The sequence below is a fragment of the Nocardia sp. NPDC059154 genome (assembly GCF_042755705.1).
In the GTDB taxonomy this organism is placed as follows: Bacteria; Actinomycetota; Actinomycetes; order Mycobacteriales; family Mycobacteriaceae; genus Nocardia.
Genome location: NZ_JBHZCS010000051.1, coordinates 52,901 through 73,762, shown reverse-complemented (window position 1 = coordinate 73,762; position 20,862 = coordinate 52,901). Strand labels below are relative to the sequence as shown.

Genomic DNA, 20,862 nt, shown 5'->3' with positions numbered 1-20,862 from the left:
ACGTACCGCGTCAGCGGCGGCGACCACCGGGTGGCGACGAACGGCAGGCGCCAGACGGTTTCGATGGCGGCCACCGCGGCGGTGAGCACCCGCGGATTCGGCTGCCGGGTCGGCTTCGGATAGCCGAGGCCGGTGGCCACCTCGCCGAGGAAGCCCCACACGTCGGTCTGCTCGGCGTCGGCGATGAAATACGCCTTGCCGCCGACCTGCTCGGAGCGGGCCGCCAGGACGGCCGCCTCCGCGATGTTCTCCACATGGCACAGCGAGGCCATCACCTGCTTGCCGTAGGACAGGTCCGGCAGCGTGCCAGCGGCCGCCCGCCCGAGCAGCCGCACGATCGGCCCGGACCGGTCGCCGGCGCCCCAGATGGCGCGGGGCCGCAGCGCGCAGGCCGTGAATTCGGCGGTGTTGGAAGCCAATACGGCGCGTTCGGCCGCGGCCTTGGTCTCCGAGTACACGTTCAGGTAGCGGCTCGGGTACGGCACCGATTCGTCGATGTCCACCTGATCGCCGCCGTCGCGGTCCATGAGCGCGCTGGGGCTGGAGATGAACACGAACCGCGAGGCCCCATTGCGCTTGGCGGCGCGCAGCAGATTCTCGGTGGCCGTGACGTTCTCGGCCACGAACTGCGCCCGGGTGCCGCGGTCGTCGACCCGCGCCGCGCTGTGGAACACCACGTCCACGCCCTTGGTGGCGCGTTCGAGCGACACCTGATCGGTGAGATCGCCGGTGACGATCTCGATCTCGTCGATGACCTCGTACAGGTCACGCAGATTGCTGGTGGGCCGGGCCAGGATGGCCACCTCGAAGCCGCCGTCCCGGAGGAGGCGGCGCACGATCGCCCCGCCCAGGAACCCGGATGCCCCGGTTACCAGTGCCTTCACGCTCTATCCTCTCCGCATGATCGGGGGCGCTGCGTGCTTACGCAGGCAAGCGCTGGGTGGTGGAGCGGCTCCTCCGCGCCTGACCCGTTCATGCGGCCTCCTGTGTCTTCCACCAGGTGATTCCGAAGATCTGGGTCATGGCCGCCGTCTTGACCGGCGAGTGCTCGGTGCCCGCGGTCGCCTTCAGCGCGGCCGGGATCTGGGCCGCGTGCACCACGATGCTGAGGAAGGCGTCGATCCAGAACACCGCCCGCAGCAGCCGGCTGGCGGGGGCGCGATCGCCCGCCGCCAGCAGCAGCCCGAGAGCCAGGTAGAGCCATCCCAGTACCGGAATCGCCCGCAGCACAGTCACCTTCATCGTCCGTCGTCCCTTCCGAGCTGCTCCGCCGCCCAGACCGCGAGTTGTTCGCGGCCGATCTTGGCATTGTGTCGGATATCGACCGGGAACTTCGGATGGAACAGGAACGTGGAAACCGGTGCGGTGACATCGAATTCGTCGGCCCGCTGCCGCAACTGCGCCGTCAGCGCCGCGGTGTCCGTGCCGGGCGCGGCCTCCACGCAGAGCACCGGCAGCTGCGCGCCGCGGGTGCCCACGCCGACCAGTGCGGTGCGGACCACCCCGGGCAGTATGTTGAAGACCTGCTCCACCTGCACGGAGAACATGGGTCCGGCGGCGGTGTGCACGCGCTGACTCTTGCGGCCGCAGAACCAGATCCGGCCCTCGCCGTCGATCCAGGCCAGGTCGCCGGTGCGATGCCACACCGTGTCGTCCTCGTGGATCTTGCCCGCCAGATTCGCCGACTCCGGCCAGTAGTAGCGGGTGCTCACGTTCGGTCCCGACACCACCAGCTCGCCGATGCCGCGGGTGGCGACCAGCTCGGATTCGCGGGCCTCGGCCTGCGCCCAGGTCGGGATGGGATCGTCGGTGATGGCGACCAGCCGGGCCCGCACACCCTCGGCGGGCCGCCCGACACAGGTGCCGTCGCCCAGGTGCGCGCGCTCCGCCAGACCGCCCAGCAGTTCCCGGGATTCGATGGTGGACATGGGCAGCGCCTCGGTGGAGCCGTACCCGGCGTACACCTCGGCGTCCTCGGCCAGCACCTGCCGCAGCCCGGCGATGCACCAGTCCGGGACGGGCGCGCCGCCGGAATAGATGCTGTGCAGCGTCGGCACCGGCGTCTTGTGCGTCTCCAGGTGCCGCAGCAGCGGAATCAGCACGGCCGGGGAGGCGAACATGGTCTTCACGCCGAACCGGTTGAGGGCGTCCACCACGTGCGCCGGATCGGTGGAGCCGACCTTGCTCGGCACCAGCGGCGGTAGTACGCACCGTGATCCGAGCAGCATGTCGAGAATGCCCACCAGCGGCAGCGTGATCAGCGAGGTGCCCGGTTCCACCCGGCCGCGCGCGGCGTGCACCTGCTCGACCATGGCGCTGAGATTGCCGTGCGTCATCTCCACGGCCTTGGCGGGCCCGGTGCTGCCGGTGGTGTAGGCGATGAGCAGCACCTCGTCCGCCGGCGCCGGCACCCGCTCGCGCAGGGTGAAGGCGTCGAACGGGGCCCGGTGCTCGCCGGCGGTCCGTCGCTCGGCGCGGGCGGCCAGCAGTTCCTCCAGTCGCGCCGCGACTTTCGCGCCGACCGGACCGGCCGCGCCGTCGGCGCGGAACCGGTCGCCGAGCCGGCCCGCGGTCACCGGCGCGCCCCAGCTGCGCAGGGTCGGCCCGCTCCAGAACCACCGCGGGCCGACGGTGAGAGTCACCCGCACGTTCCGGAAGTATTTGCCGAACAGCACTCGTGCCGCGTGCGCCTGCGGAATGCCGATGAACGCCTCGGCATTCGCGGCGCGCAGGCAGTTGAGCATCTTGCGCAGGCCCATGCCCGGATCGATGACCACCGGGATGGCACCGATCTTCAACAGCCCCAGCATGATCGCGTACAGCTCCGGGCTGGGCAGCACCAGCACGATGGTGCGGGTGCCGCGGCCCACACCCGCCGCGGCCAGGTGCAGGCCGATGGTGTCGGACCACTCGTCGAGCTCACGGTAGGTGAGGTGGCGGTAGTCCGGGAGGCCGGAGGCGGTCTTCCCCGCGGGGTAGATCACCGCCTCACGGTCCGGATCGGCGGCCACCACCGCTCGGAAGCGGTCGATGGCCTGCCAATAGGTCGCGGTGGTCACGCCGCGGCTCCGGCGAGGGCCGGGAGCCGGTAGACGACCGCGGCGGCAGAGGGGCCCGCACCGGCCGCCACGAACAGCACATCGCGGTAGCCGGCCAGCGAATCTGCCTGGGCGGCCGCGTGATACGCCAGGGTGAGCGCGGCCGTGTGCGGGTCACCGTCGGTCAGGTCCGGGGTGAACACCGCGTTCGCGGCGATGCCGAGTTCGGCGGCCAGCCGGGCCGGGAAGTCGGCGCTCGGGGTGGCGGCGATGAGCGCCGTGGTGGTCTCGTCGACCGCGCTGTCCGACAGCGCGGCGCGCGCGGCCTCGGCGGCGGTGGCCAGCAGCCGGTCCAGGTAGTCGGGTTCGCGCTCGACCGTCATGATGCCGCGGCCGCGATCGCCCATGGTCTCGGTGTCCACGTAGGACTCCAGGCCCGGAGCGCCCGCGGCGGCACGGGTGTGCACCCGGCCGAAGCCCTCGGGCTCGCCGGTCTGCTCCAGCAGCAGCGCCGCACCCGCGGTGGCGTAGGGGAATTCGTCGTCGGCGGCGGAGCGCGTCAGCGACGGGTGGGTGTCACCCGACACCACCAGCACGTGCTCGGCGCTGCCGGTGGCCAGCACCGCCTGCGCCACCTGCACGGCATTGAGCACGCCGGTGCCGGCGTTCATGAGGTCGAAGGAGAACGACCGCGGGTCCTCCTTCACGTAGTCGAGCCCGATGCCCGCGGCCTTCTGGATCAGGGCCGACACGGCCGGCTCGACGGTATTGCTGTCGCGGAAGATGCCCGCGTTGATCATGACCCCGACCTGCCCGGGCTCGATGCCCGCGCTCTCCATGGCCCGCCGCGCGGCCCGGCCGCTGAGTTCGACGATGCTGAAAGTGTCGGTGTCCCGGCTGATTCCGGTGGACTTGATGCGCACACCCATGGCAGTACCTCAGACCTTCAGCGACGAGATGGTGGTGGACAGGAAGCCGCCGACGACGCCGGAGGCCGCCGGAATCATCAGGATCTTCGACCCGGCCGCCAGGTTCTGCTGGCTGAGCTGATCGTGCAGCACGATGAAATGCGAAGTGCTGGAGGTGTTTCCGTACTTCTCGATGACATTCAGGTCCGGCGGCATGGGGTGGCCGAACTCGCGCTCGGCGATCGCGTTCATGAACGGAATCGCGGCCGCGCCGAACTGGTGGTGGATGATGTAGTCGAAACCCTCGTCGGCGAAGGTGATCCCGCTCGCCTCCATGAAGTTGCGCTGGGTGTCGGTCCACAGCAGGAACCGCGCCTCGTTGTGCATCTTCCGGTTGTCGGTGTAGAGCGCCACGCCATTGGACTTGTCGCTGGGCATGCCCAGGCACAGGTGCGAGAACTCCGAGGCGGTGGTGAGCTCGATGTAGTGGATCTTGTCGTTGTCGTCTACGGCCTCGTCGAGCACCACGGCCGCACCGGAATCGCCGACGGTCAGCGATGCGAATTGCAGATCGTATTTACTGGAAATCTCGTTCACGGCCGTTTCCGCAATAGGCGTAATGGCCTCGCCGCTGACCACGATGCCGCGTTTCACCGCGCCACTGCGAATCATTCGATCGAGAATGTAGACGCCACTCATCATGCCCGCGCAGGCATTCGAGAGATCGAAGGCGATGACATCCTCGCGAGCGCCGATGGCGCGGCCGATGGCACCGGCGAAGGACGGCTCCATGTACATCTTGGTGCCCTCCTTACTGCGCGTGATGGAGGTCGAGATGATGATGTCGAGATCGCCTGCGGCATAGGATGACCTGGACAGACAGTCCTCGACGGCCTTCATGGCCAGGGCGAAGGAGTCCTCGAGCGTCTCCGGGCGGGTGTCGCGGAAACGGCGTTCCTTGACGCCCGTGATTCGTTCGAGATCGAACTCCGGGACCTCCTTCAATTGTGAGAGCAGTTCGGCTGTGGTAACACGCTTCTCGGGCAGATAGGCGCCGATGGACTCGAATCGAGATTGCGGCACAGGGGACTCCTGAAACTGGGAGGCTCAAACCTCGTGGAAGAGAGTGAAATGTGTGTTCGTCAAGCTCGGATGAACTGAGGCTACCCGAGAGTAACTAGCTTGGGGAACTGAAGCGTTCCGTGTGGCTGTCTGAGACGAAACGTGAACGTACGCTTAGTGTTACGTGCGGTGCCGCAAAACTTCCGCACCCAGCCTGGCCGCCCGCAGCCTGGCTGAAGTGGGGGTTCACCGAAAGCTGGGCGCTGTGGTCACCGCCTGGCAATCCTCCGTTATGTGTCATCGGTATGGCCCGAGGATGACGAACCGAGCTTCTCGCTGTGAGTGAGTTCACCCGGCCACGTCACACCCGCGCGCTCTGGTGCCCCCGACTCGAAAACTGTCTGAGCGACAGTGGATTTCGCGACGGGGCGTAGCGATTCAGGCCCGTGCGGGCAGGCCCAGTACCGCGACCACGAATTCTACGAACAGCGGCGCCAATTCGGGCACCCGGTGCGCCCCCTCGGCCACGATGACCCGGCGGGTGCGTTCGCCGATGGCATCCGGAATCAGCGCGAACAGCTCGTCGGCGATGACCGGCAGGCTCGGATCGGTCGCGCGCGCCTGGGCGTAGAAGACCCGGTACAGATCCGCGAACCGATCCACCGACAGATCCCGCAGCGCCACCGACTCCTGATCCACCTTGAACGCCTCGACCAGCATCAGCCGCGCGAAATCCGGTTCGGAGGCCACGGTTTCGCAGAAGGTGACCACGATGGACTCGATGCGCTCGTACGCGCCGGCGTCGGTGGGCAGCTGGGCCAGCTCGTCGGCGATGCGGGTCGCGATGATGTCGGAGGCGGTGCGCACCGCCTCGATGAAGCAGTGCTCCTTATTGCTGAAGTGCTCGTAGAACGTGCTGCGCGAGACCCGGGCGCGCGCCACGATATCGGTGAGTGTGGTGGCGTGGTAGCCCCTGGCCTCGACGCATTCCACCATGGCCTCGAGCAGCCGGCCGCGCTGCGAGGTGAGGACGGCGTCCCGGGCGGCACGGTGCCGTTGGTCGAAGTTGGTGCGCTGCAACGTCCCCTGTGGTGCGCGAGCCGTCATGTGGACCTGCCTGTCGCGCATCCATTCCCTCTCTCACTGAACCGCGTTCGCTTCAGATGGTCATTATCGGTGGGTGCCCGGATCGGTGGCGTCCCGGGATTGCGGTCGGGTGACCTCAGTTTCATTCCTCGTGTCGTTGGGCCGCATATGCACATCGTTGCATCGGCGGATCGGCCTTCGCCATCCGCGTGGATCTCTGCCCAGGTCCGGGGTCGCTGTCGGGTGCCGCGGTCCGTACGCTGGCTGGACCGGAAAACTGGATCCTCACCGGCTACTTCGGTAGATATTCAGCTGAAGGATTGCTGTATGGATAGGCGGACAGATGCTCGACGCGCTCACACCGATTCCGGAGCAGCCGCTGCTCGGAATGTACCTGCGGCACCGCCGGGAGAATCAGGGCCTCACGCAGGAGGAGACCGCTCGGCGGATGTTCGTCAGCGTCTCGCTCTACCGGAAGCTGGAGAGCGGGGAGCGCGCGGTCTCGGCGGACCGCCTCGAGGACTGGTGTGCCGCCATGGACGTACCGATGTGGATGCTCGAGAAAGTGGTCTCGCTGGCCCTGCCCAGGGTGTCCACCTTCGCGCGCGGCACCTGGCCGCCCCGGCTGCGCCAAGAGGACCTCGACCATCTCGAGGCCCTGCCCTATCCGGCGTATTTCCACCGCTTCCCCGAATACGAGGTGCTCGCGGCCAATCGGGCCGCCAGCGGGGCGTTTCCGTGGTTGGCCCCCGCGGCGCCCGACGCCGACCGCCCGGTCAATGTCATCGAGCAGTTCCTGACCATCCCGGAAGCTCGCGAGTTGCTGGTCAACTGGGACACCATCGTGCACCGCCTGGTTTTCGGCCTGCGCGTCCTCTCGCCCGGCGTGGTCGCCCCCGAGCGCCTGGCTCAGATCATCGAAACCTGCAGCGTCAACCCGGAATTCGCGCGCATGTGGAACACCCCGATGGAAGAGGACCTGTTCAATGACTCGCTCGTGCAGGTCCGCAACCCGGCCACCGGCGAGATCATGAGCCTGACCATGCGTTCCTACAACGCCTTTCACCCGCAGAACTGCTCCTACCAGCTGTTCATGCTCACGCCGCGGTCGCCCGGGACCGCCACCATCGACCCGTGCGCGGTCCGCTGACCGGGCTCCGGCTGATCCGGGCCCGCTGGTCAGCGCGGGTGCCCCAAATCGTGCTACTGCCCCAGATTGACCAGTGCGGTAAGCGGACCGGATGCTGGAACGGCGAGATCAGCCGCTGCCCGATCCGATTCCGCGGATCGGGCAGCGGCATGTTCGGCGCGCATTCCCGTTCCGGCGATGGTGGAGTTCGGAGGGGAATCTCCACCCGCGGTCGGCGGGTGTGACTCGGTGCCCGCCCGCCGGAGGGCGGCGGGCGGCACCGGTTCTTACTTCGGTTCGACGTACTTCGGGAAGACCACGGCCGGTTCCGGCAGGGCGGTGCCCGGGCGGAGCGGGGTGGCGAGGTCCGCGAAGTTGCGGTCGGTGACGCCGAGCAGGTCCAGGATCTTCCCGGCCGAGCCGGGGATCACCGGCTGGACCAGGATCGAGACGATGCGCAGCACCTCCATGGTCACGTAGAGGATGGTGCCCTCGCGGGCGGTGTCCTCCGGGGTGCCGGCCTTGGCCAGGGTCCAGGGCGCCTGGGCGGAGAAGTAGCGGTTGGTCTCACCGAGGGTGAGCCACAGCTGCTCCAGACCCAGATGGATCTGCTGCTGGTCGAACTCGGCCCGGACCTTCTCCAGCAGGTCGCCCGCGCGCTCCAGCAGGGCCTTGTCGTCCTCGGTGAACTCGCCCGGGGTCGGGACGACGCCGCCGAAGTCGCGGGCCACCATCTTCAGGCAGCGCTGGGCCAGATTGCCGTACTCGTTGGCCAGATCGGCATTGATGCGGCCGACGATGGCCTCGTGGCTGTAGGAGCCGTCCTGGCCGTAGGAGATCTCACGCAGCAGGAAGAAGCGCACAGCGTCCAGGCCGAAGGTGTCGACCAGGTCCATGGGATCGACCACATTGCCGACCGACTTGGACATCTTCTCGCCCTTGTAGTTGACGAAGCCGTGCACGAAAACCCGCTTCGGGAGCGCGATTCCGGCGCTCATCAGGAAGGCGGGCCAGTACACGGTGTGGAACCGCGAGATGTCCTTGCCGATGATGTGCAGGTCCGCGGGCCAATACCGCTGGAACGACGCCGAATCGGTGTCGGGGAAGCCCGCGCCGGTCAGGTAGTTGGTGAGCGCGTCCACCCAGACGTACATGACGTGCTCGGGGTGACCCGGCACCGGCACACCCCAGTCGAAGGTGGTGCGGGAGATGGACAGATCCTTCAGGCCCGCCTTCACATACGAGACGATCTCGTTGCGCCGGGTCGCGGGCGCGATGAATTCCGGCCGGGTCTCGTACAGTTCGAGCAGCTTGTCCTGATAGTTGGACAGGCGGAAGAAGTAGTTCGACTCCTCGGTCCACTCCACCGGGGTCTTGGTGTCGGTGGAGATGCGGGTGCCGTCCTCGAGGAGGGTGGTCTCCTCCTCGGTGTAGAACGCCTCGTCGCGCACCGAGTACCAGCCGGCGTAGGTGTCGAGGTAGATGTCCCCGGCCTCGACCATGCGCTCCCAGATCGCGACCGACGCGGCCAGGTGGTCCTCGTCGGTGGTGCGGATGAAGCGGTCGAAGGAGATGTCGAGCGCCTTGTCCATGTTCTCGAAGACGTCGGAGTTGCGCGAGGCGTACTCCTGCTCCGCGAGACCGGCGGCCTTGGCGGCCTGCTGCACCTTCTGGCCGTGCTCGTCGGTGCCGGTCATGTAGAACACATCGAAGCCGTCCAGCCGTTTGAAGCGGGCCAGGGCATCGGACGAGATGTACTCGTAGGCGTGCCCGATGTGCGGTGCGCCGTTCGGGTACGCGATGGCCGTGGTGACGTAAAAGGCGGGGCGATCGGATGCGCTCATGGTGTGTCTACTCTATCTGCGTGTCCTACGTCGCTCGCGTGAATATCCCCATGGCAGGTGCCGCCCGTCCTTCTTTCGGGGGATGGGCATGACCAGTCGCCGACCTGCGCCCGAGCCGCCCGAGCCGCTGTCGCCGCTCATCGACGCGCACACCCACATCGATGCCTGCGGGGCCACCGATCCGGAATCGGTTGCGGCCCTGGTGGAGCGGGCTCGTGCGGCGGGTGTGCGGGAGCTGGTGACGGTCGCCGACGACCTCGAGGCCGCGCGCTTCGCGGTCCGCGCCGCGCACTGGGACGACCGGGTCCACGCCGCGGTCGCGCTGCACCCGACCCGCGCCAACCACCTCGACGACGCCGCCAAGGCCGAGCTCGAGCAGCTGGCCGCCGATCCGCGGGTGGTCGCGGTGGGGGAGACCGGCCTGGACTACTACTGGCCCGGCAAGCTGGACGGCTGCGCCGAGATCGAGGATCAGGTCGAGGGCTTCCGCTGGCACATCGACCTGGCCAAGCGGCTGGGCAAGCCGCTCATGATCCACAACCGGGAGGCCGATCACGACCTGCTGGCGGTGCTGCTGGACGAGGGCGCGCCGGAAACCGTGATCTTCCACTGCTTCTCCTCCGACGCGAACATGGCGATGGCCTGTGTCGAGGAGGGCTATGTGCTCAGTTTCTCGGGCACGGTCAGTTTCAAGAATGCGCACGAATTGCGCGAGGCCGCGAAACTCGTTCCGGACGAACTGATTCTGGTCGAAACGGACGCGCCGTTCCTGACTCCGCATCCGTTCCGGGGTGCGCAGAACGAGTCGTACATGCTGCCGTACACGCTGCGCGCGCTGGCCGAACTGCGCGAACAGGATCCGGTGCAGCTGGCCAAGATCACCACCGCCAATGCCCGCCGGGTCTACGGAATCTGAGCTACTGTTCCGCCTCTCCGGGACTTCAGCGCCCGGCTCGGGTGCCGTCGCGGGTACCGCACGCGTGCCGGCGGTCGGGTGGCGAACCTATTTCGGGCGTACCCGGCGAGTTGCCCTCAGCGCTGCGAAATCAGTTGTCACTGTCGGGGATCGGACACCGGGCTTTGGGTCGCCATATGTGTCGCAGCTCACTATGATCTAGCGCGATCTTGATTTACCTGCGGTTCGATATCGGGTCGTAATTTTCGTCCCCGCAGTTCCGTCAGGAGTGGTTGTCAATCCCGGACCCCCTCGTTATCGTACTGTGACCATGCCGGGATTTCCGATGCACGCATTGACGAAGATCAACTCGTCGCGTTCCCCGATGCTGTACGGGGCTATCGCGGCGATGCTCGTCACGCTCATCTTCGGCGCCGGCGTTGCCATCATGAGCAAGAAGCAGATCACCTTCGTCATCGATGGCAAGCAGTTCGCCGAATCCACCATGCGCGGGGATGTCCGCGGCGCGCTCAAGGACGCCGGGTACGCGATTACCAACCGTGATGACGTATCCCCTTCCGCCGGAGCGCATATCAGCGACGGATCCACCATCACGCTGAACCGGGCCCGTGAGGTCTCGCTGATCGTCGACGGCACGCCCTCCAAGGCATGGACCACCGCGCTCACCGTGGCCGAGGCGGTCACCAAGCTGAACCTGCCCGGCGACGTCTTCACCTCGCCCGCGCGCCCGACCCCGCTGCCGCTCGAGGGCGCGCAACTGCTCATCACCAATCCGCGCACGGTCGAACTCAGTGACAACGGCGCGCCCGCGTCGCTGGTCCGGCTCGCCGCCCCGACCATCGGGGAATTGCTCCAGGCGCAGGGCCGCCCACTGGTCGATCAGGACTCCGTGGAACCGGTCGCGAGCACCCCGCTCACCGACGGCATGAAGATCACCGTCACCCGCAAGATCGTGGAGAACCGCACCGAGCGGGTGCCGCTGGATCCGCCGGAGAACATCATCGAGGATCAGACGCTCAATATGAGCCGCACGATCGTCGAGAATCCGGGCGTACCCGGTACGCAGGACGTGACTTTCGCGGTCTCCATCGTGAACGGCCATGAGGCGGGCAAGGATCCGATCAAGTCCACCGTGATCGTGCCCGCGCAGCCCAAGACCGTGCGCAAGGGCGCCAAGCCCGGCACCGAGGTCCCGGACGTGCAGAACGGCACCACCTGGGATGCCCTGGCCAAATGCGAATCCGGCGGCAACTGGGCCATCAATACGGGCAACGGCTTCTTCGGCGGCATCCAGTTCGACCAGAACACCTGGGAACGCCAGGGCGGCACCCGCTACGCCCCGCGCGCCGACCTCGCGACCCGCGAGGAACAGATCGCCATCGCCGAAGTGACGCGCGCCCGCCAGGGTTGGGGCGCGTGGCCGGCCTGTACCTCGCGGCTCGGCATCGGTTAGAAGGGCTGTCCCGACAGCGTGGACAGCAGCTGGAACGGCATGCTGAGGAACATCAACCCGATATAGAGCGGGTAGCGGATCGGATCACCGTTGAGGTAGCCCTCGGCCAGCCAGCTCATCAGGTCTGCGGAACCCATGTCGCATCTCCCTTGCGTAGTGGTTACTGCCACCGGGCATGTCGGCAACGCGAGTCCTGTTGTTACCGAACGGAAATATCGGCTGCCCGGGCGATCGGCGCTCGACGCGAACGCGCAGGATCACCGGAAAGTGGATTCGAGGTAGTCGACGAGGTCGGGGGTGGTGGCCGTGCGGCGGGCGAAGCCCAGATAGCCGTCGGGACGGATGACGAAGGCCGATCCGTGGCCCGCGCGGTAGGCCTGGGCGAATTCGCCTGCGGTGTCACGGATCAGCGGGAGGCTGGTCGCGGCCGCGCCGGCCCGGGGCGCGGCGATCAGGTAGGCGTCCAGGTGGCCGTGGGCCGTGGCGGTCGCGGTCACAGCCAGCTGCTCCAGGTCGCGCAGGTCGTGATCGGTGGTGGTGTCGTCCGCGTAGAGCAGCAGGGTGTGAGCGGTGCCGTCGATGAGGGGCAGCAGCCGGAAGTCGAAGGCGACGGCGTCGCGGGTCAGGCCACGGGCGTCGGGGGCGCGAGCGCCCGCCGACGGGGCGGGCTCGCCGGGCGGAGACGGCGCGACGATCGGGCTGCCGGCGTAGTCGATGAGCAGCTGGGCCTCCCGGCGCAGGACGTAGCCGGGGTCGGTGGAGTCCGCCCCGATGCCCTCGCGGGCGCTGCGGACCGTGCGGCCGACGACCTCCTCGCCCACCGGGCGGCGTTCGGTGTCATAGGAGTCGAGCAGGGTGGGGGAGGCGTCGCCGGTGAGCGCCAGAGCCAGTTTCCAGGCCAGATTGTGGGCGTCCTGGATGCCGGTGTTCATGCCCTGGGCGCCGGTGGGCGGGTGGATATGGGCGGCGTCGCCCGCCACGAAAACCCTTCCGCGGCTGTAGGAATCGACAATGCGGTGGCTGATCCGGAAGACCGAGGACCAGCGCAGGTTCGACACCTGCGCCGGTTCGGGGGCGAGGCGGTCGACGACCGCTTGCAGATCGGGCAGGTCGGGAGTCCACCCGGTGGTGAAGCCGTGCTCGACGCCGTCGTCGCCGGTCTCCTGGTCATGTGTCCGGCCGTCGGGGAGGAGCATGGAGATCCGGTACCGGTGCCGGCCGGGGAGCGGGATACAGACCAGCAGATCATCGGTGACGCCGTCGGTCTGGTGGCTCGCGCGGATGTTGTAGCCGCGCGGCATCGACCAGCTCAGTTCCACGTCCCCGAGCATGTAGTGCTCGGTGAAGGCCGCGCCCTCGAAGGAGAGACCCAGCGCCTTGCGGATCGTGCTGTGCGCGCCGTCGCAGCCGACGAGATAGCTTGCCCGCGTGGTCTTCTCACCATTTTCGCTCGCGAGTGTCACGGTGACCCCGTCGGCGTCCTGCTCGAAAGCCGCGACCCGCGTACCGCGTTCGACGGCGCCGCCCAGCGCGGCGAGCCGGTCCCGCAGAATTCGCTCGGTCTCGTACTGCGGCAGGCCGACGAATCCGAACGGCACGTCCGGCGGCAGCGTCAGCTCGATGCGCGGGCCCGGCTCGCCATTGACGAAGGCCAGCTGCCCGTGCAGTTGGATCGCCGCGTCCAGGATCCGGCGCAGCACCCCCATCTGCTCGAACACTTCCAGCGCACGCGGTTGGATGCCAACGGCTTTCGCGTACTGCGGCGGTTTCAGCAGCGGGTCGACTATCCGGCACGGCACGCCGCGGCGGCGCAGTTCGATCGCCGCGGTCAGGCCGACAGGTCCGGCGCCGGCGACGATTACCGCGGTGTCGTCCATGGGGTCGAACCTGTCGGTGATACGGACGCCGCGGGGTTGTTCGTGGCCGAATTACGTTGTGCCGGATCGTGTCCGGGCACCGCGCCGGCGCCGTAGAAGGTGGGCAGCATGCCCTTCACCAGTACCAGCGCCGACCCTTCGCCGGAGGGGACGGCCGCCAGGTTGGTGGCGACCACGATGGTGAGGCCGGAGTCCGGGTCCGACGCCATGTAGGTCATGTAGCCCGGGATCTGGCCGTCGTGCCCGAACTGATGCTCACCGAATCGCACGAGGCCCAGGCCGTACCCGGCCATGGCCGGATTCGCCGGATCGATCGGCTGGATACTGTCCATCCGCATCTTCTGGAACTTGGCGTCGAGCAGTTTGCCGTCGACGAGCGCCTTCGTATACGTGGTCATATCGTCGACCGTCGAGATCGCCGCACCCGCGGTCCAGGTCCACGACGGGCTCGAGGTCGTCTGGTTGCCCGGTTTCAGCGTGCCCGCCAGCGCCGCGGCCTGCTGATCCGGTGGCAGTGCGAAGGTGTCGATGGTGGAGACCATGGTGCCGAAGGCGTAGCCCTGCGGATGCGGATCCGGCATCGAGGAGTCCGGCGGCGCGGGGAACGACGTGTGCTTCAACCCGAGCGGTTCGAAGATGCGCTGCCGGAAGTTGTCGGCCACAGGCATATTCGTGACCTTCTCGATGACCAGCCCCAGCAGGATGGTGTTGGTGTTGCAGTACTCGAACTTCTCGCCCGGCTGGAAATCGACCGGGTGCGCGAACGCGATGGCCAGCAATTCCTCCGGGGTCCACACCTTCTGCGGATCCTTGTCGATCGCAGCGCTGAAGTCGTAGTCGAAGGTGTAGTTGTAGAGGCCGCTGCGCATTTCGGCGAGCTGGGCGAGGGTGATGCGGTCCCCGTTCGGCACGCCCGGCCAGTACTTGCCGATCGGATCGTCGAGGGAGAGCTTGCCCTCCTGGGCGAGCTGCATGAGGACCGTCACCGTCATGGTCTTGGTATTGCTGCCGATCCGGAAGTGGTCGTCCACCGTCATCGGATCGTCCTTGCCGATGGTCCCGGTCCCGAAGGTGGCGGTCCAGTCGCCGTCCTGGGGCGACTTGACCACCACCACCGCTCCCGGAATGGCGTTGTCCTTCATCAGTTCGGTGATGATGGGCCGCAACGTCGCGGCGTATCCGGGCTCCTTGGACCCCGTATCGTTCGACGACCCGCATCCTGCCGCGACCGTCAACGCCACGGCTGCGATGAGCACGCCGAAACTCCGCCGGTATCCCATAACTCTCCGTCCGGGTCCGCTGGAACGTGGTTATGAAGCTGCTGAAGCGTTTGTCAGCCTAACTCCGTACCAACCGGTCGCGAATGGAAATGGGCGGTGTCGCTACATCAGTGCGCCACCGTCGACGCGGAGCTCGGTGCCGGTCATGTAGCGGCCGTCATCGGAGGCGGCCATGGCGACGACACCCGCGATGTCCTCGGGCTTGCCGAGCGCACCGCCCTCGATCCACCCGGGCAGCCGCGCCATGAGCGTCCAGTCGGCGTCGGCGGGCAGTTCCAGGCCGGAGGTGATGCCGGTGCTGATGCCGCCGGGCACGATATTGACCGCGCGCAGGCCCTTTTTCACGTATTCCAGCGCGATGGAGTGGGTGAGCGCGTTGACGCCCGCCTTCGACGCGGAGTACGCGGCCATATAGGGATTGGACCCGAAGGCCGAGGTGGAAGAGAAGTTCACGATCACGCCGTGCCCGGATTCGATGAGCGCGGGCAGCGCGGCCTGGATCATGAGGAAGGTGCCGGTCAGGTTGACCGAGATGACCCTGTTCCAGTCCTCGAGGGGCATGTCGTGGGTGTGCGCGGCGCGCAGGATGCCCGCGGCGTTCACCAGAACGTCCAGGCCGCCGAGGAATTCGAGGGCCTCGGCGGTGACGGCGCGGACCGCCGCCGGGTCGGAGATGTCGAGGGTGAGGGTGCGCAGGCGCTCGCGCTGATCGGCGGGGACGGCGTCGACGGTGGCGGCCAGTCCGGCCTCGTTCACATCGGCGGCGACCAGGTGGGCTCCCTCTTCGAGCAGTCGCAGGGCCACGCCCTGTCCGATGCCCGATCCCGCTCCGGTGACAAGTACTCGGCGGCCTTCGTATCTGCGCGACATGGCGAGAAATTAGAACAAGTTTCAAGGCGCGTCAATGGGCCGGCGCCGAACCGGGCGTAGCTGGTTGCCAGAGTCTTCTCATACTGGTCCTCCGTTCAAATCGATAAACTCGGGCCCCGAACAGGAATGGTCATCGGGTCGGGACTGATGGAGGATTCATGCGGTCGGTTGGTTGGCGTACACGGATTTTCACCGCGGCCATAGCGTCGGCGGGCACGCTGCTGGTCCTGCCGGCAACCGCGGCCCACGCCGAAACGGCCGGCACCGCCTTCGCCACCACCGCGCTACCGGACGGCTTCCGCGGCCTGCCGAACGGCACCATCATCGACTACTGGACCACCCGCTCCAATGGCGAACCGGTGAAAGCCAGTGGCGCGCTGTTCGTTCCGTCCGGTCCCGCGCCCGCGGGCGGCTGGCCGATCATGGCCTACGACCACGGGACCTCCGGCATGGGACCGGGCTGCGGCGGGCAGACCGACACCTCGAAGGTGAGCCGGGCCAAGGAAGACCAGGTGCTGCAGTACTTCGTGAACAAGGGCTTCGCCGTGGTCGCGCCGGACTACCTGGGCCTGGGCCGCTTCGACACCGGCCCGCACCCGTACTTGGAGATCAGCACCGAGGCCGGTGCCACCATCGACCTGGTCAAGGCGGCCCGCGCCACGAATCCGGAGCTCTCGCGCACCTGGGCGGTGACCGGCTTCTCGCAGGGCGGTCAGGCGGCGCTGGGCACCGCGCACCTGCAGGTGTCGCAGACCCCCGACCTCGACTTCCGCGGCACCATCGCGGTCGACCCGGAATCGGATCTGGAGAAGATCGCCCCGTTCGTCGGCCCCTGGGCGCCGGAGATCCCCGGTCAGGCCGGGACCGCGGTCAACGGTTTCGTGGTCAGCATGCTGGCCGGGCTGCGTGCCACCCACCCCGAGGTTGATGTCGACAGCTACCTGACCCCGCGCGGCAAGCAGGCCGTGGACGCCTCGGAGAGCCTGTGCTTCGCGGACATCATGAAGGTGGTCGACGGCATGGGCATCGGCGACATGCTGTCGCGGCCACTCGACACCCCGGAATTCCAGGCCGCCATGAGCGAGTACATGGCGGTGCCGGTCAACGGCTACAACGCGCCGATCCTGCTGCTGCTCAACACCAATGACACCACCGTGCCGTCCCCGCTGCACGCGGCGCTGGCCGCGCAGCTCGCGGCCGCCGGCGCGGACTTCCAGACGGTGATCGGCACCGGGACCCACACCCAGTTGAACCCGCAGATGTGGAATGCCATCGGCGCGTTCAGCGATCGGATCCTGGCCACGCCCACCGTGCCGTGACGATGGGCGCATGATTCCTTCGGGGCTCGGGGTGAAACCCCCGGGCCCCCAACGGCTTACTGCGGGAACCACCCGAAATCGGGTTCGCAGGTGACGTCCTGGTCCGGGCGGACACCGGTGGCGAAGTAGGTGTTCACGATGTTGTTCAGGCACGGGCTCAGATCCGGCCGGAACGCGCCGTGAATCCTGGTGTCCGCCAGCGTCACCAGGCGTGATCCGGTCAGATCCGCGTGCAGCGCAAGCCCTTCCGAGTATGCGGTGCGGGTGTCGTGGACATTGGCCACGATCAGCACCGGGGTCGCATTGTGGATCTCGGTGGGCGGTTCCACCGGATCCGGCCAGAAGGCGCAGGCGGTGATGTTGTTGGCGAATGCCCCGAACACCGGCTGCGTCGGCCGCGCGGCCTCGACATTGCCGTAGTACCAGGCGGGATCGCGCGGCGCGGCCTTGTCACCGCACATGATGGCGGCCATGCCGGCGGCGTCGAGCGGCGCCACGGAGACGATCTTGGCCTTCAGCGCGTCCATGTCGATGGGGCCGCCCGCCACGCCCGACGCCACCATGGTGAGCACTTCGGCGAGGTTGGGGTTCAGCTGCGGGTTCGGCAGCAGCGCCAGCAGCATCATGGGAATGGTGTGCTCGTCGACCAGGTAGCCGCTGCCGTAGATCTCGTGACCCGCGGACCGCCGGATGAGGTCCTCGACCCAGGCGCGCACCGCCTCCGGGGTGCTGCCGAAGTGGTACTGATCGTCGTGGCGGGCCGCCCATTTCGCCCAGTCGTCGAGGGCGTACTCGTTGATCGCGCCCATGTCCTGGTAGAGCCCGACGTAGTAGCGGTCCGGGTCGACGGCACTGTCGAAGACCATGCGGTCGGCGTGGTCGCCGAACATCTGGGTGTAGACCGCGCCCAGGTAGGTGCCGTAGGACGCGCCGAAGTAGTTGAGCTTCTTCTCGCCGAGCAGGCTTCGGATGAGGTCCATGTCGCGCGCGGTGTTGCGTGTCGTGATCTTGCGGGCCTTCTCCGGGTCGGTGCCCACGCACGCGGTGGCCAGCGCCGCGGCCACGGCGGTGTCGCGGGCATAGCCGAACACGTCGAATCCCGCGGAGAAGAGCATGGTGGGCACCGGAATCGTGCAATTGACGGCGTCGGAGCGGCCGACGCCGCGCGGGTCCATGCCGATCAGGTCGTACTGCGCGCGGACGTCCGCGGTCATGGCCTTCTGGGTGTTGACCGTCATCGCCAGGCCGGCGCCGCCCGGACCGCCCGGATTGGTGACCAGGATGCCGCGGCGGCGCGCCGGGTCGGTGGCGGCGATGCGGGAGATCGCGACGGTGAGCGTGCGACCGTCCGGATTGTTGTAGTCGAGCGGTACCAGGACGCCCGCGCACCGCGCGCCGGCGGCGTCGAGGGCTGCGTTGTCGCACGGCTTCCACTCCAGTGTCTGGTGGGAGAAGCGGTCCAGTCCCGGGGCCGTGTCCGCATTCGCCGGTCCCGCGGGCAGCGTGACCGCTGCGGTCAGCAGCGTCGCGCCCAGGACGAGCCGTCGAATCCGCCGAGCGGGCATGCACTCTCCTTCACGGTTGTGTTCCCAAGGGGCGACGCTACTCGGATACCTGGTGAAAGACCGTGCGACATGGCGGATTTGGTCCGGCGCGCGCGGCCGCCACGCCCGCACGAGTGAGTTGGCAAATGCATAGCTAACTTCGGTGTTAGACTCCGCGCGCCATCGCACTCGCGGTGTGACCGGGTGCCGGGTGATTTACCCAGCTTGATAGGTTTTCCAGAATGTCCGAACCCGAAGTCGCCGGTCGTGGAAAAGCCGCCCTGCTGGGGCCCGCCGAAGTGCGTGAGCTGGCCGAGCGTTTCGGCGTCCGCCCGACCAAGCAGCTCGGGCAGAATTTCGTCCACGACGCCAACACCATGCGCCGCATCGTCGCCACCGCGGGCGTCCACCGCGACGACACCGTGCTCGAGGTCGGTCCCGGCCTGGGCTCGCTGACCCTGGCGCTGCTCGACGTGGTCGACCGGGTCATCGCCGTCGAGATCGACCCGACCCTCGCGGCCCACCTGCCGCAGACCGCCGCCGCCCGCGCCCCCGAGCTCGCCGATCGGCTGACCGTCGTCCCCATGGACGCCATGAAGGTCACCCACGCCGACCTGCCCGCTGCGCCGACCGCGCTGGTGGCCAACCTCCCCTACAACGTGGCCGTGCCGGTGCTGCTGCACCTGCTGGCCGAATTCCCCAGCATCCGAACCACTCTCGTCATGGTGCAGCTGGAAGTGGCCGACCGCCTCGCCGCCACCCCCGGTGGCCGCATCTACGGCGTGCCCAGCGTCAAGGCGGGCTTCTTCGGGACGGTCCGCCGCGCCGGAACCGTTGGCCGCCAGATCTTCTGGCCCGTACCCCAGGTCGAATCGGGACTGGTGCGCATCGACCGCTTCCCCGAATCCCCCTGGCCCCAGGACGAATCCTTCCGGCGGCGCGTCTACGCCGTCATCGACGCCGCCTTCGCCCAGCGCCGCAAGACCCTCCGCGCCGCCCTCGCCGGCTGGGCCGGTTCCGCCGCCGAAGCCGAAAAGCGCCTCACCGCAGCCGGAATCGCGCCCACCGCCCGCGGTGAAACCCTCGACACCGCCGCCTACGTCCGCCTCGCCCAGCAGGATTGCGCCGAAGACTCGGGTGATCAGTAGGGGACCAGGTCACCGGAGCGGCATGGACGCCCTCGTCCGTCGGCGCGGTCGAGCGCATTTTCGTCACATGTCCAGGTGTGACCGCGCCGGCCGGAGGGGTCGACGCGGTCACGCGGAAGATCGACGTGCGGGATGCTTCGCGGTTTGCCGGCAGTGCGCCGTTATGGCACCCGGTCTGTCCGGGTGTGCTGGGTCGTGATCAGATCGCTGCGGGGACGTCGATGGTCAGCTGGGATGGGCTGGGGTTCGTGCTCACCTGGGCGGAAACCTGGCCCGAGCCTTCGAGGGTGAAGAAGGCGGCGTGCCAGCCGTAATGGCTGTCGTACTCGGTGGTTTTCGTCTCGGTCCTGCTCGTGCCGTTGTCCAGGTTCTGCATGGTGACAGTGGTGGAGATTTCGCAGCTTCCGGGCGCTGCCAGCAACGAGTCGAGGGTATTGGTGTCGGGGGTGAAGTTCACCGTCACCGTGGCCGAGCTGTCGACGAAGTTATCGCCCGTTTGACCCTGGTTGGCCGACAGCTGGGCATCGGCCGTGCCCGAGCACCCCGGCGTGGAGCCGGTGACCTGAGCCGAATCGAAATTCACGGGGTCCGCAGTTGCTGGACCGGCCGGTACCAAGAACGCCAACATCGGGAGGATCGGTACTGCCGCGATCTTCAGTGCGCCTCGCTTCATGACTCTCGTCCTTCCTCACGCATACCGCGGGGATAAGGCAACTGGTCGGCAAACCGCCACCCCACGCTACTCGTCGACCGCGGCATCCGACTGTCCGGGGCTTCGGCGCTCACACTGGGGGCATGGAGATCACGTCGGCTGTAGGGGCGGTTCTCGGGGCCTTCGGGCTCTCGGGGGCGGCGGGATTGAATGCTTGGCTGCCGCTGCTGGTGGTGGGGGTCGCGGATCGGGTCGGGTGGATCGATCTGGGGAGCTCGTACGGGTGGTTGTCGTCGACTCCCGCGTTGATCGGTATCGCGGTGCTGTTGGTGCTCGATCTCGTGGGGGACAAGATCCCGGCCTTGGATTCGGTGCTGCACGGCATCGGGACGCTCGTGGCTCCGGTGTCGGGGGCGATCCTGTTCACGGCCGAGACCAGTCTGTCCTCGCATCTGCCGCCCGCGGTCGCCGCGGTCCTGGGCGCCGTCACCGCGGGCAGCGTGCATGCCGGTCGGACGGTGGCGCGACCGTTGGTCACGGGAACGACTGCGGGCGTGGGGAATCCAGTGGTTTCCACCGCCGAGGACGGAGTCTCACTGGCTCTCACGATTCTGGCGCTGGTAGTCCCCGTGGTCGCCTTCATCGTGCTGCTGATCGTGCTGATCGGGCTGGGCCGGTTGGCATTCCGGGCGGTTCGACGGCTGCGCGGCAGGAGGGGGGGGGGGGAAGGGTAGGT

The 20,862-nt window shown here is 67.8% G+C and carries 19 protein-coding genes; 6 read left to right on the top strand and 13 right to left on the bottom strand.

What is annotated here, in order from left to right; all coding sequences use genetic code 11:
- The 6 genes from ACFXN1_RS34990 to ACFXN1_RS34965 all read right to left on the bottom strand — a co-directional run.
- Positions 1–884 (bottom strand): NAD-dependent epimerase/dehydratase family protein (locus ACFXN1_RS34990; protein ID WP_379463769.1); only part of this gene is annotated, 884 nt, incomplete at its 3' end.
- An 88-nt stretch (positions 885–972) separates the two neighbouring features.
- On the bottom strand, positions 973–1,242 hold the full coding sequence (locus tag ACFXN1_RS34985; RefSeq protein WP_379397493.1) for a hypothetical protein: 270 nt from the start codon (positions 1,240–1,242) through the stop codon (positions 973–975).
- Complete coding sequence (locus tag ACFXN1_RS34980) at positions 1,239–3,059, bottom strand: fatty acid CoA ligase family protein (RefSeq protein WP_379439496.1); 1,821 nt, start codon at positions 3,057–3,059, stop codon at positions 1,239–1,241. The genes ACFXN1_RS34985 and ACFXN1_RS34980 overlap by 4 nt, the downstream gene beginning before the upstream one ends.
- Positions 3,056–3,967 (bottom strand): hypothetical protein, encoded by a 912-nt coding sequence (locus tag ACFXN1_RS34975; RefSeq protein WP_379439494.1) that lies wholly within the window; start codon positions 3,965–3,967, stop codon positions 3,056–3,058. The genes ACFXN1_RS34980 and ACFXN1_RS34975 overlap by 4 nt, the downstream gene beginning before the upstream one ends.
- A gap of 9 nt (positions 3,968–3,976) precedes the next feature.
- The gene (locus ACFXN1_RS34970) at positions 3,977–5,029 is read right to left on the bottom strand and encodes a 3-oxoacyl-ACP synthase III family protein (protein ID WP_379439493.1); all 1,053 of its coding nucleotides are present in this window, start codon (positions 5,027–5,029) and stop codon (positions 3,977–3,979) included.
- Positions 5,030–5,446: 417 nt separating this feature from the next.
- Positions 5,447–6,136, bottom strand: a complete 690-nt coding sequence (locus ACFXN1_RS34965) for a TetR/AcrR family transcriptional regulator (protein WP_379439491.1) — start codon at positions 6,134–6,136, stop codon at positions 5,447–5,449.
- Between the two features lie 301 nt (positions 6,137–6,437).
- Here ACFXN1_RS34965 and ACFXN1_RS34960 point away from each other — a divergent pair, with 301 nt between their 5' ends.
- Entirely contained in the window at positions 6,438–7,244 is an 807-nt protein-coding gene (locus ACFXN1_RS34960) for a helix-turn-helix domain-containing protein (protein WP_379439490.1), read from the top strand.
- A gap of 266 nt (positions 7,245–7,510) precedes the next feature.
- On the opposite strand, the gene metG is transcribed toward ACFXN1_RS34960, so the two are convergent.
- On the bottom strand, positions 7,511–9,067 hold the full coding sequence (gene metG / locus ACFXN1_RS34955; RefSeq protein WP_379439488.1) for a methionine--tRNA ligase: 1,557 nt from the start codon (positions 9,065–9,067) through the stop codon (positions 7,511–7,513).
- A gap of 88 nt (positions 9,068–9,155) precedes the next feature.
- Between metG and ACFXN1_RS34950 the strand changes: the two genes are divergently transcribed.
- Both ACFXN1_RS34950 and ACFXN1_RS34945 read left to right on the top strand, forming a co-directional pair.
- The gene (locus ACFXN1_RS34950) at positions 9,156–9,983 is read left to right on the top strand and encodes a TatD family hydrolase (protein ID WP_379387428.1); all 828 of its coding nucleotides are present in this window, start codon (positions 9,156–9,158) and stop codon (positions 9,981–9,983) included.
- Positions 9,984–10,308: 325 nt separating this feature from the next.
- Positions 10,309–11,436 carry a transglycosylase family protein gene (locus ACFXN1_RS34945; RefSeq protein WP_379439487.1) on the top strand — a complete coding sequence of 376 codons (1,128 nt, stop codon included), beginning with the start codon at positions 10,309–10,311 and terminating at the stop codon, positions 11,434–11,436.
- Here the strand turns inward: ACFXN1_RS34945 and ACFXN1_RS34940 are convergent.
- The 4 genes from ACFXN1_RS34940 to ACFXN1_RS34925 all read right to left on the bottom strand — a co-directional run bounded on the left by ACFXN1_RS34940 (position 11,433) and on the right by ACFXN1_RS34925 (position 15,463).
- Entirely contained in the window at positions 11,433–11,573 is a 141-nt protein-coding gene (locus tag ACFXN1_RS34940; RefSeq protein ID WP_379439485.1) for a hypothetical protein, read from the bottom strand. The genes ACFXN1_RS34945 and ACFXN1_RS34940 overlap by 4 nt on opposite strands.
- 120 nt (positions 11,574–11,693) lie before the next feature.
- Positions 11,694–13,313: an FAD-dependent monooxygenase gene (locus tag ACFXN1_RS34935; protein ID WP_379439483.1), complete on the bottom strand. Its 1,620-nt coding sequence runs from the start codon at positions 13,311–13,313 to the stop codon at positions 11,694–11,696.
- A complete protein-coding gene (locus ACFXN1_RS34930; RefSeq protein ID WP_379439482.1) occupies positions 13,295–14,569 on the bottom strand; it encodes a serine hydrolase domain-containing protein in 1,275 nt (424 codons plus the stop codon). Before ACFXN1_RS34930 ends, ACFXN1_RS34935 begins: the two co-directional genes overlap by 19 nt.
- Before the next feature lie 126 nt (positions 14,570–14,695).
- Positions 14,696–15,463, bottom strand: coding sequence for an SDR family NAD(P)-dependent oxidoreductase (locus ACFXN1_RS34925; protein ID WP_379387432.1), 768 nt, complete (start codon positions 15,461–15,463; stop codon positions 14,696–14,698).
- Between the two features lie 158 nt (positions 15,464–15,621).
- On the opposite strand from ACFXN1_RS34925, the gene ACFXN1_RS34920 reads away from it, so the two are divergent.
- On the top strand, positions 15,622–16,782 hold the full coding sequence (locus ACFXN1_RS34920) for an alpha/beta fold hydrolase (protein WP_379439480.1): 1,161 nt from the start codon (positions 15,622–15,624) through the stop codon (positions 16,780–16,782).
- A 56-nt stretch (positions 16,783–16,838) separates the two neighbouring features.
- Here the strand turns inward: ACFXN1_RS34920 and ACFXN1_RS34915 are convergent, their stop codons facing one another.
- Entirely contained in the window at positions 16,839–18,347 is a 1,509-nt protein-coding gene (locus ACFXN1_RS34915) for an alpha/beta fold hydrolase (RefSeq protein WP_379439479.1), read from the bottom strand.
- A gap of 221 nt (positions 18,348–18,568) precedes the next feature.
- Between ACFXN1_RS34915 and rsmA the strand changes: the two genes are divergently transcribed.
- Complete coding sequence (gene rsmA, locus ACFXN1_RS34910) at positions 18,569–19,474, top strand: 16S rRNA (adenine(1518)-N(6)/adenine(1519)-N(6))-dimethyltransferase RsmA (protein WP_379439477.1); 906 nt, start codon at positions 18,569–18,571, stop codon at positions 19,472–19,474.
- 199 nt (positions 19,475–19,673) lie between these two features.
- Here the strand turns inward: rsmA and ACFXN1_RS34905 are convergent, their stop codons facing one another.
- Positions 19,674–20,147: a hypothetical protein gene (locus ACFXN1_RS34905; RefSeq protein WP_379439476.1), complete on the bottom strand. Its 474-nt coding sequence runs from the start codon at positions 20,145–20,147 to the stop codon at positions 19,674–19,676.
- A gap of 122 nt (positions 20,148–20,269) precedes the next feature.
- On the opposite strand from ACFXN1_RS34905, the gene ACFXN1_RS34900 reads away from it, so the two are divergent.
- On the top strand, positions 20,270–20,860 hold the full coding sequence (locus ACFXN1_RS34900; protein ID WP_379463768.1) for a DUF4126 domain-containing protein: 591 nt from the start codon (positions 20,270–20,272) through the stop codon (positions 20,858–20,860).
- Positions 20,861–20,862 lie beyond the last annotated feature (2 nt).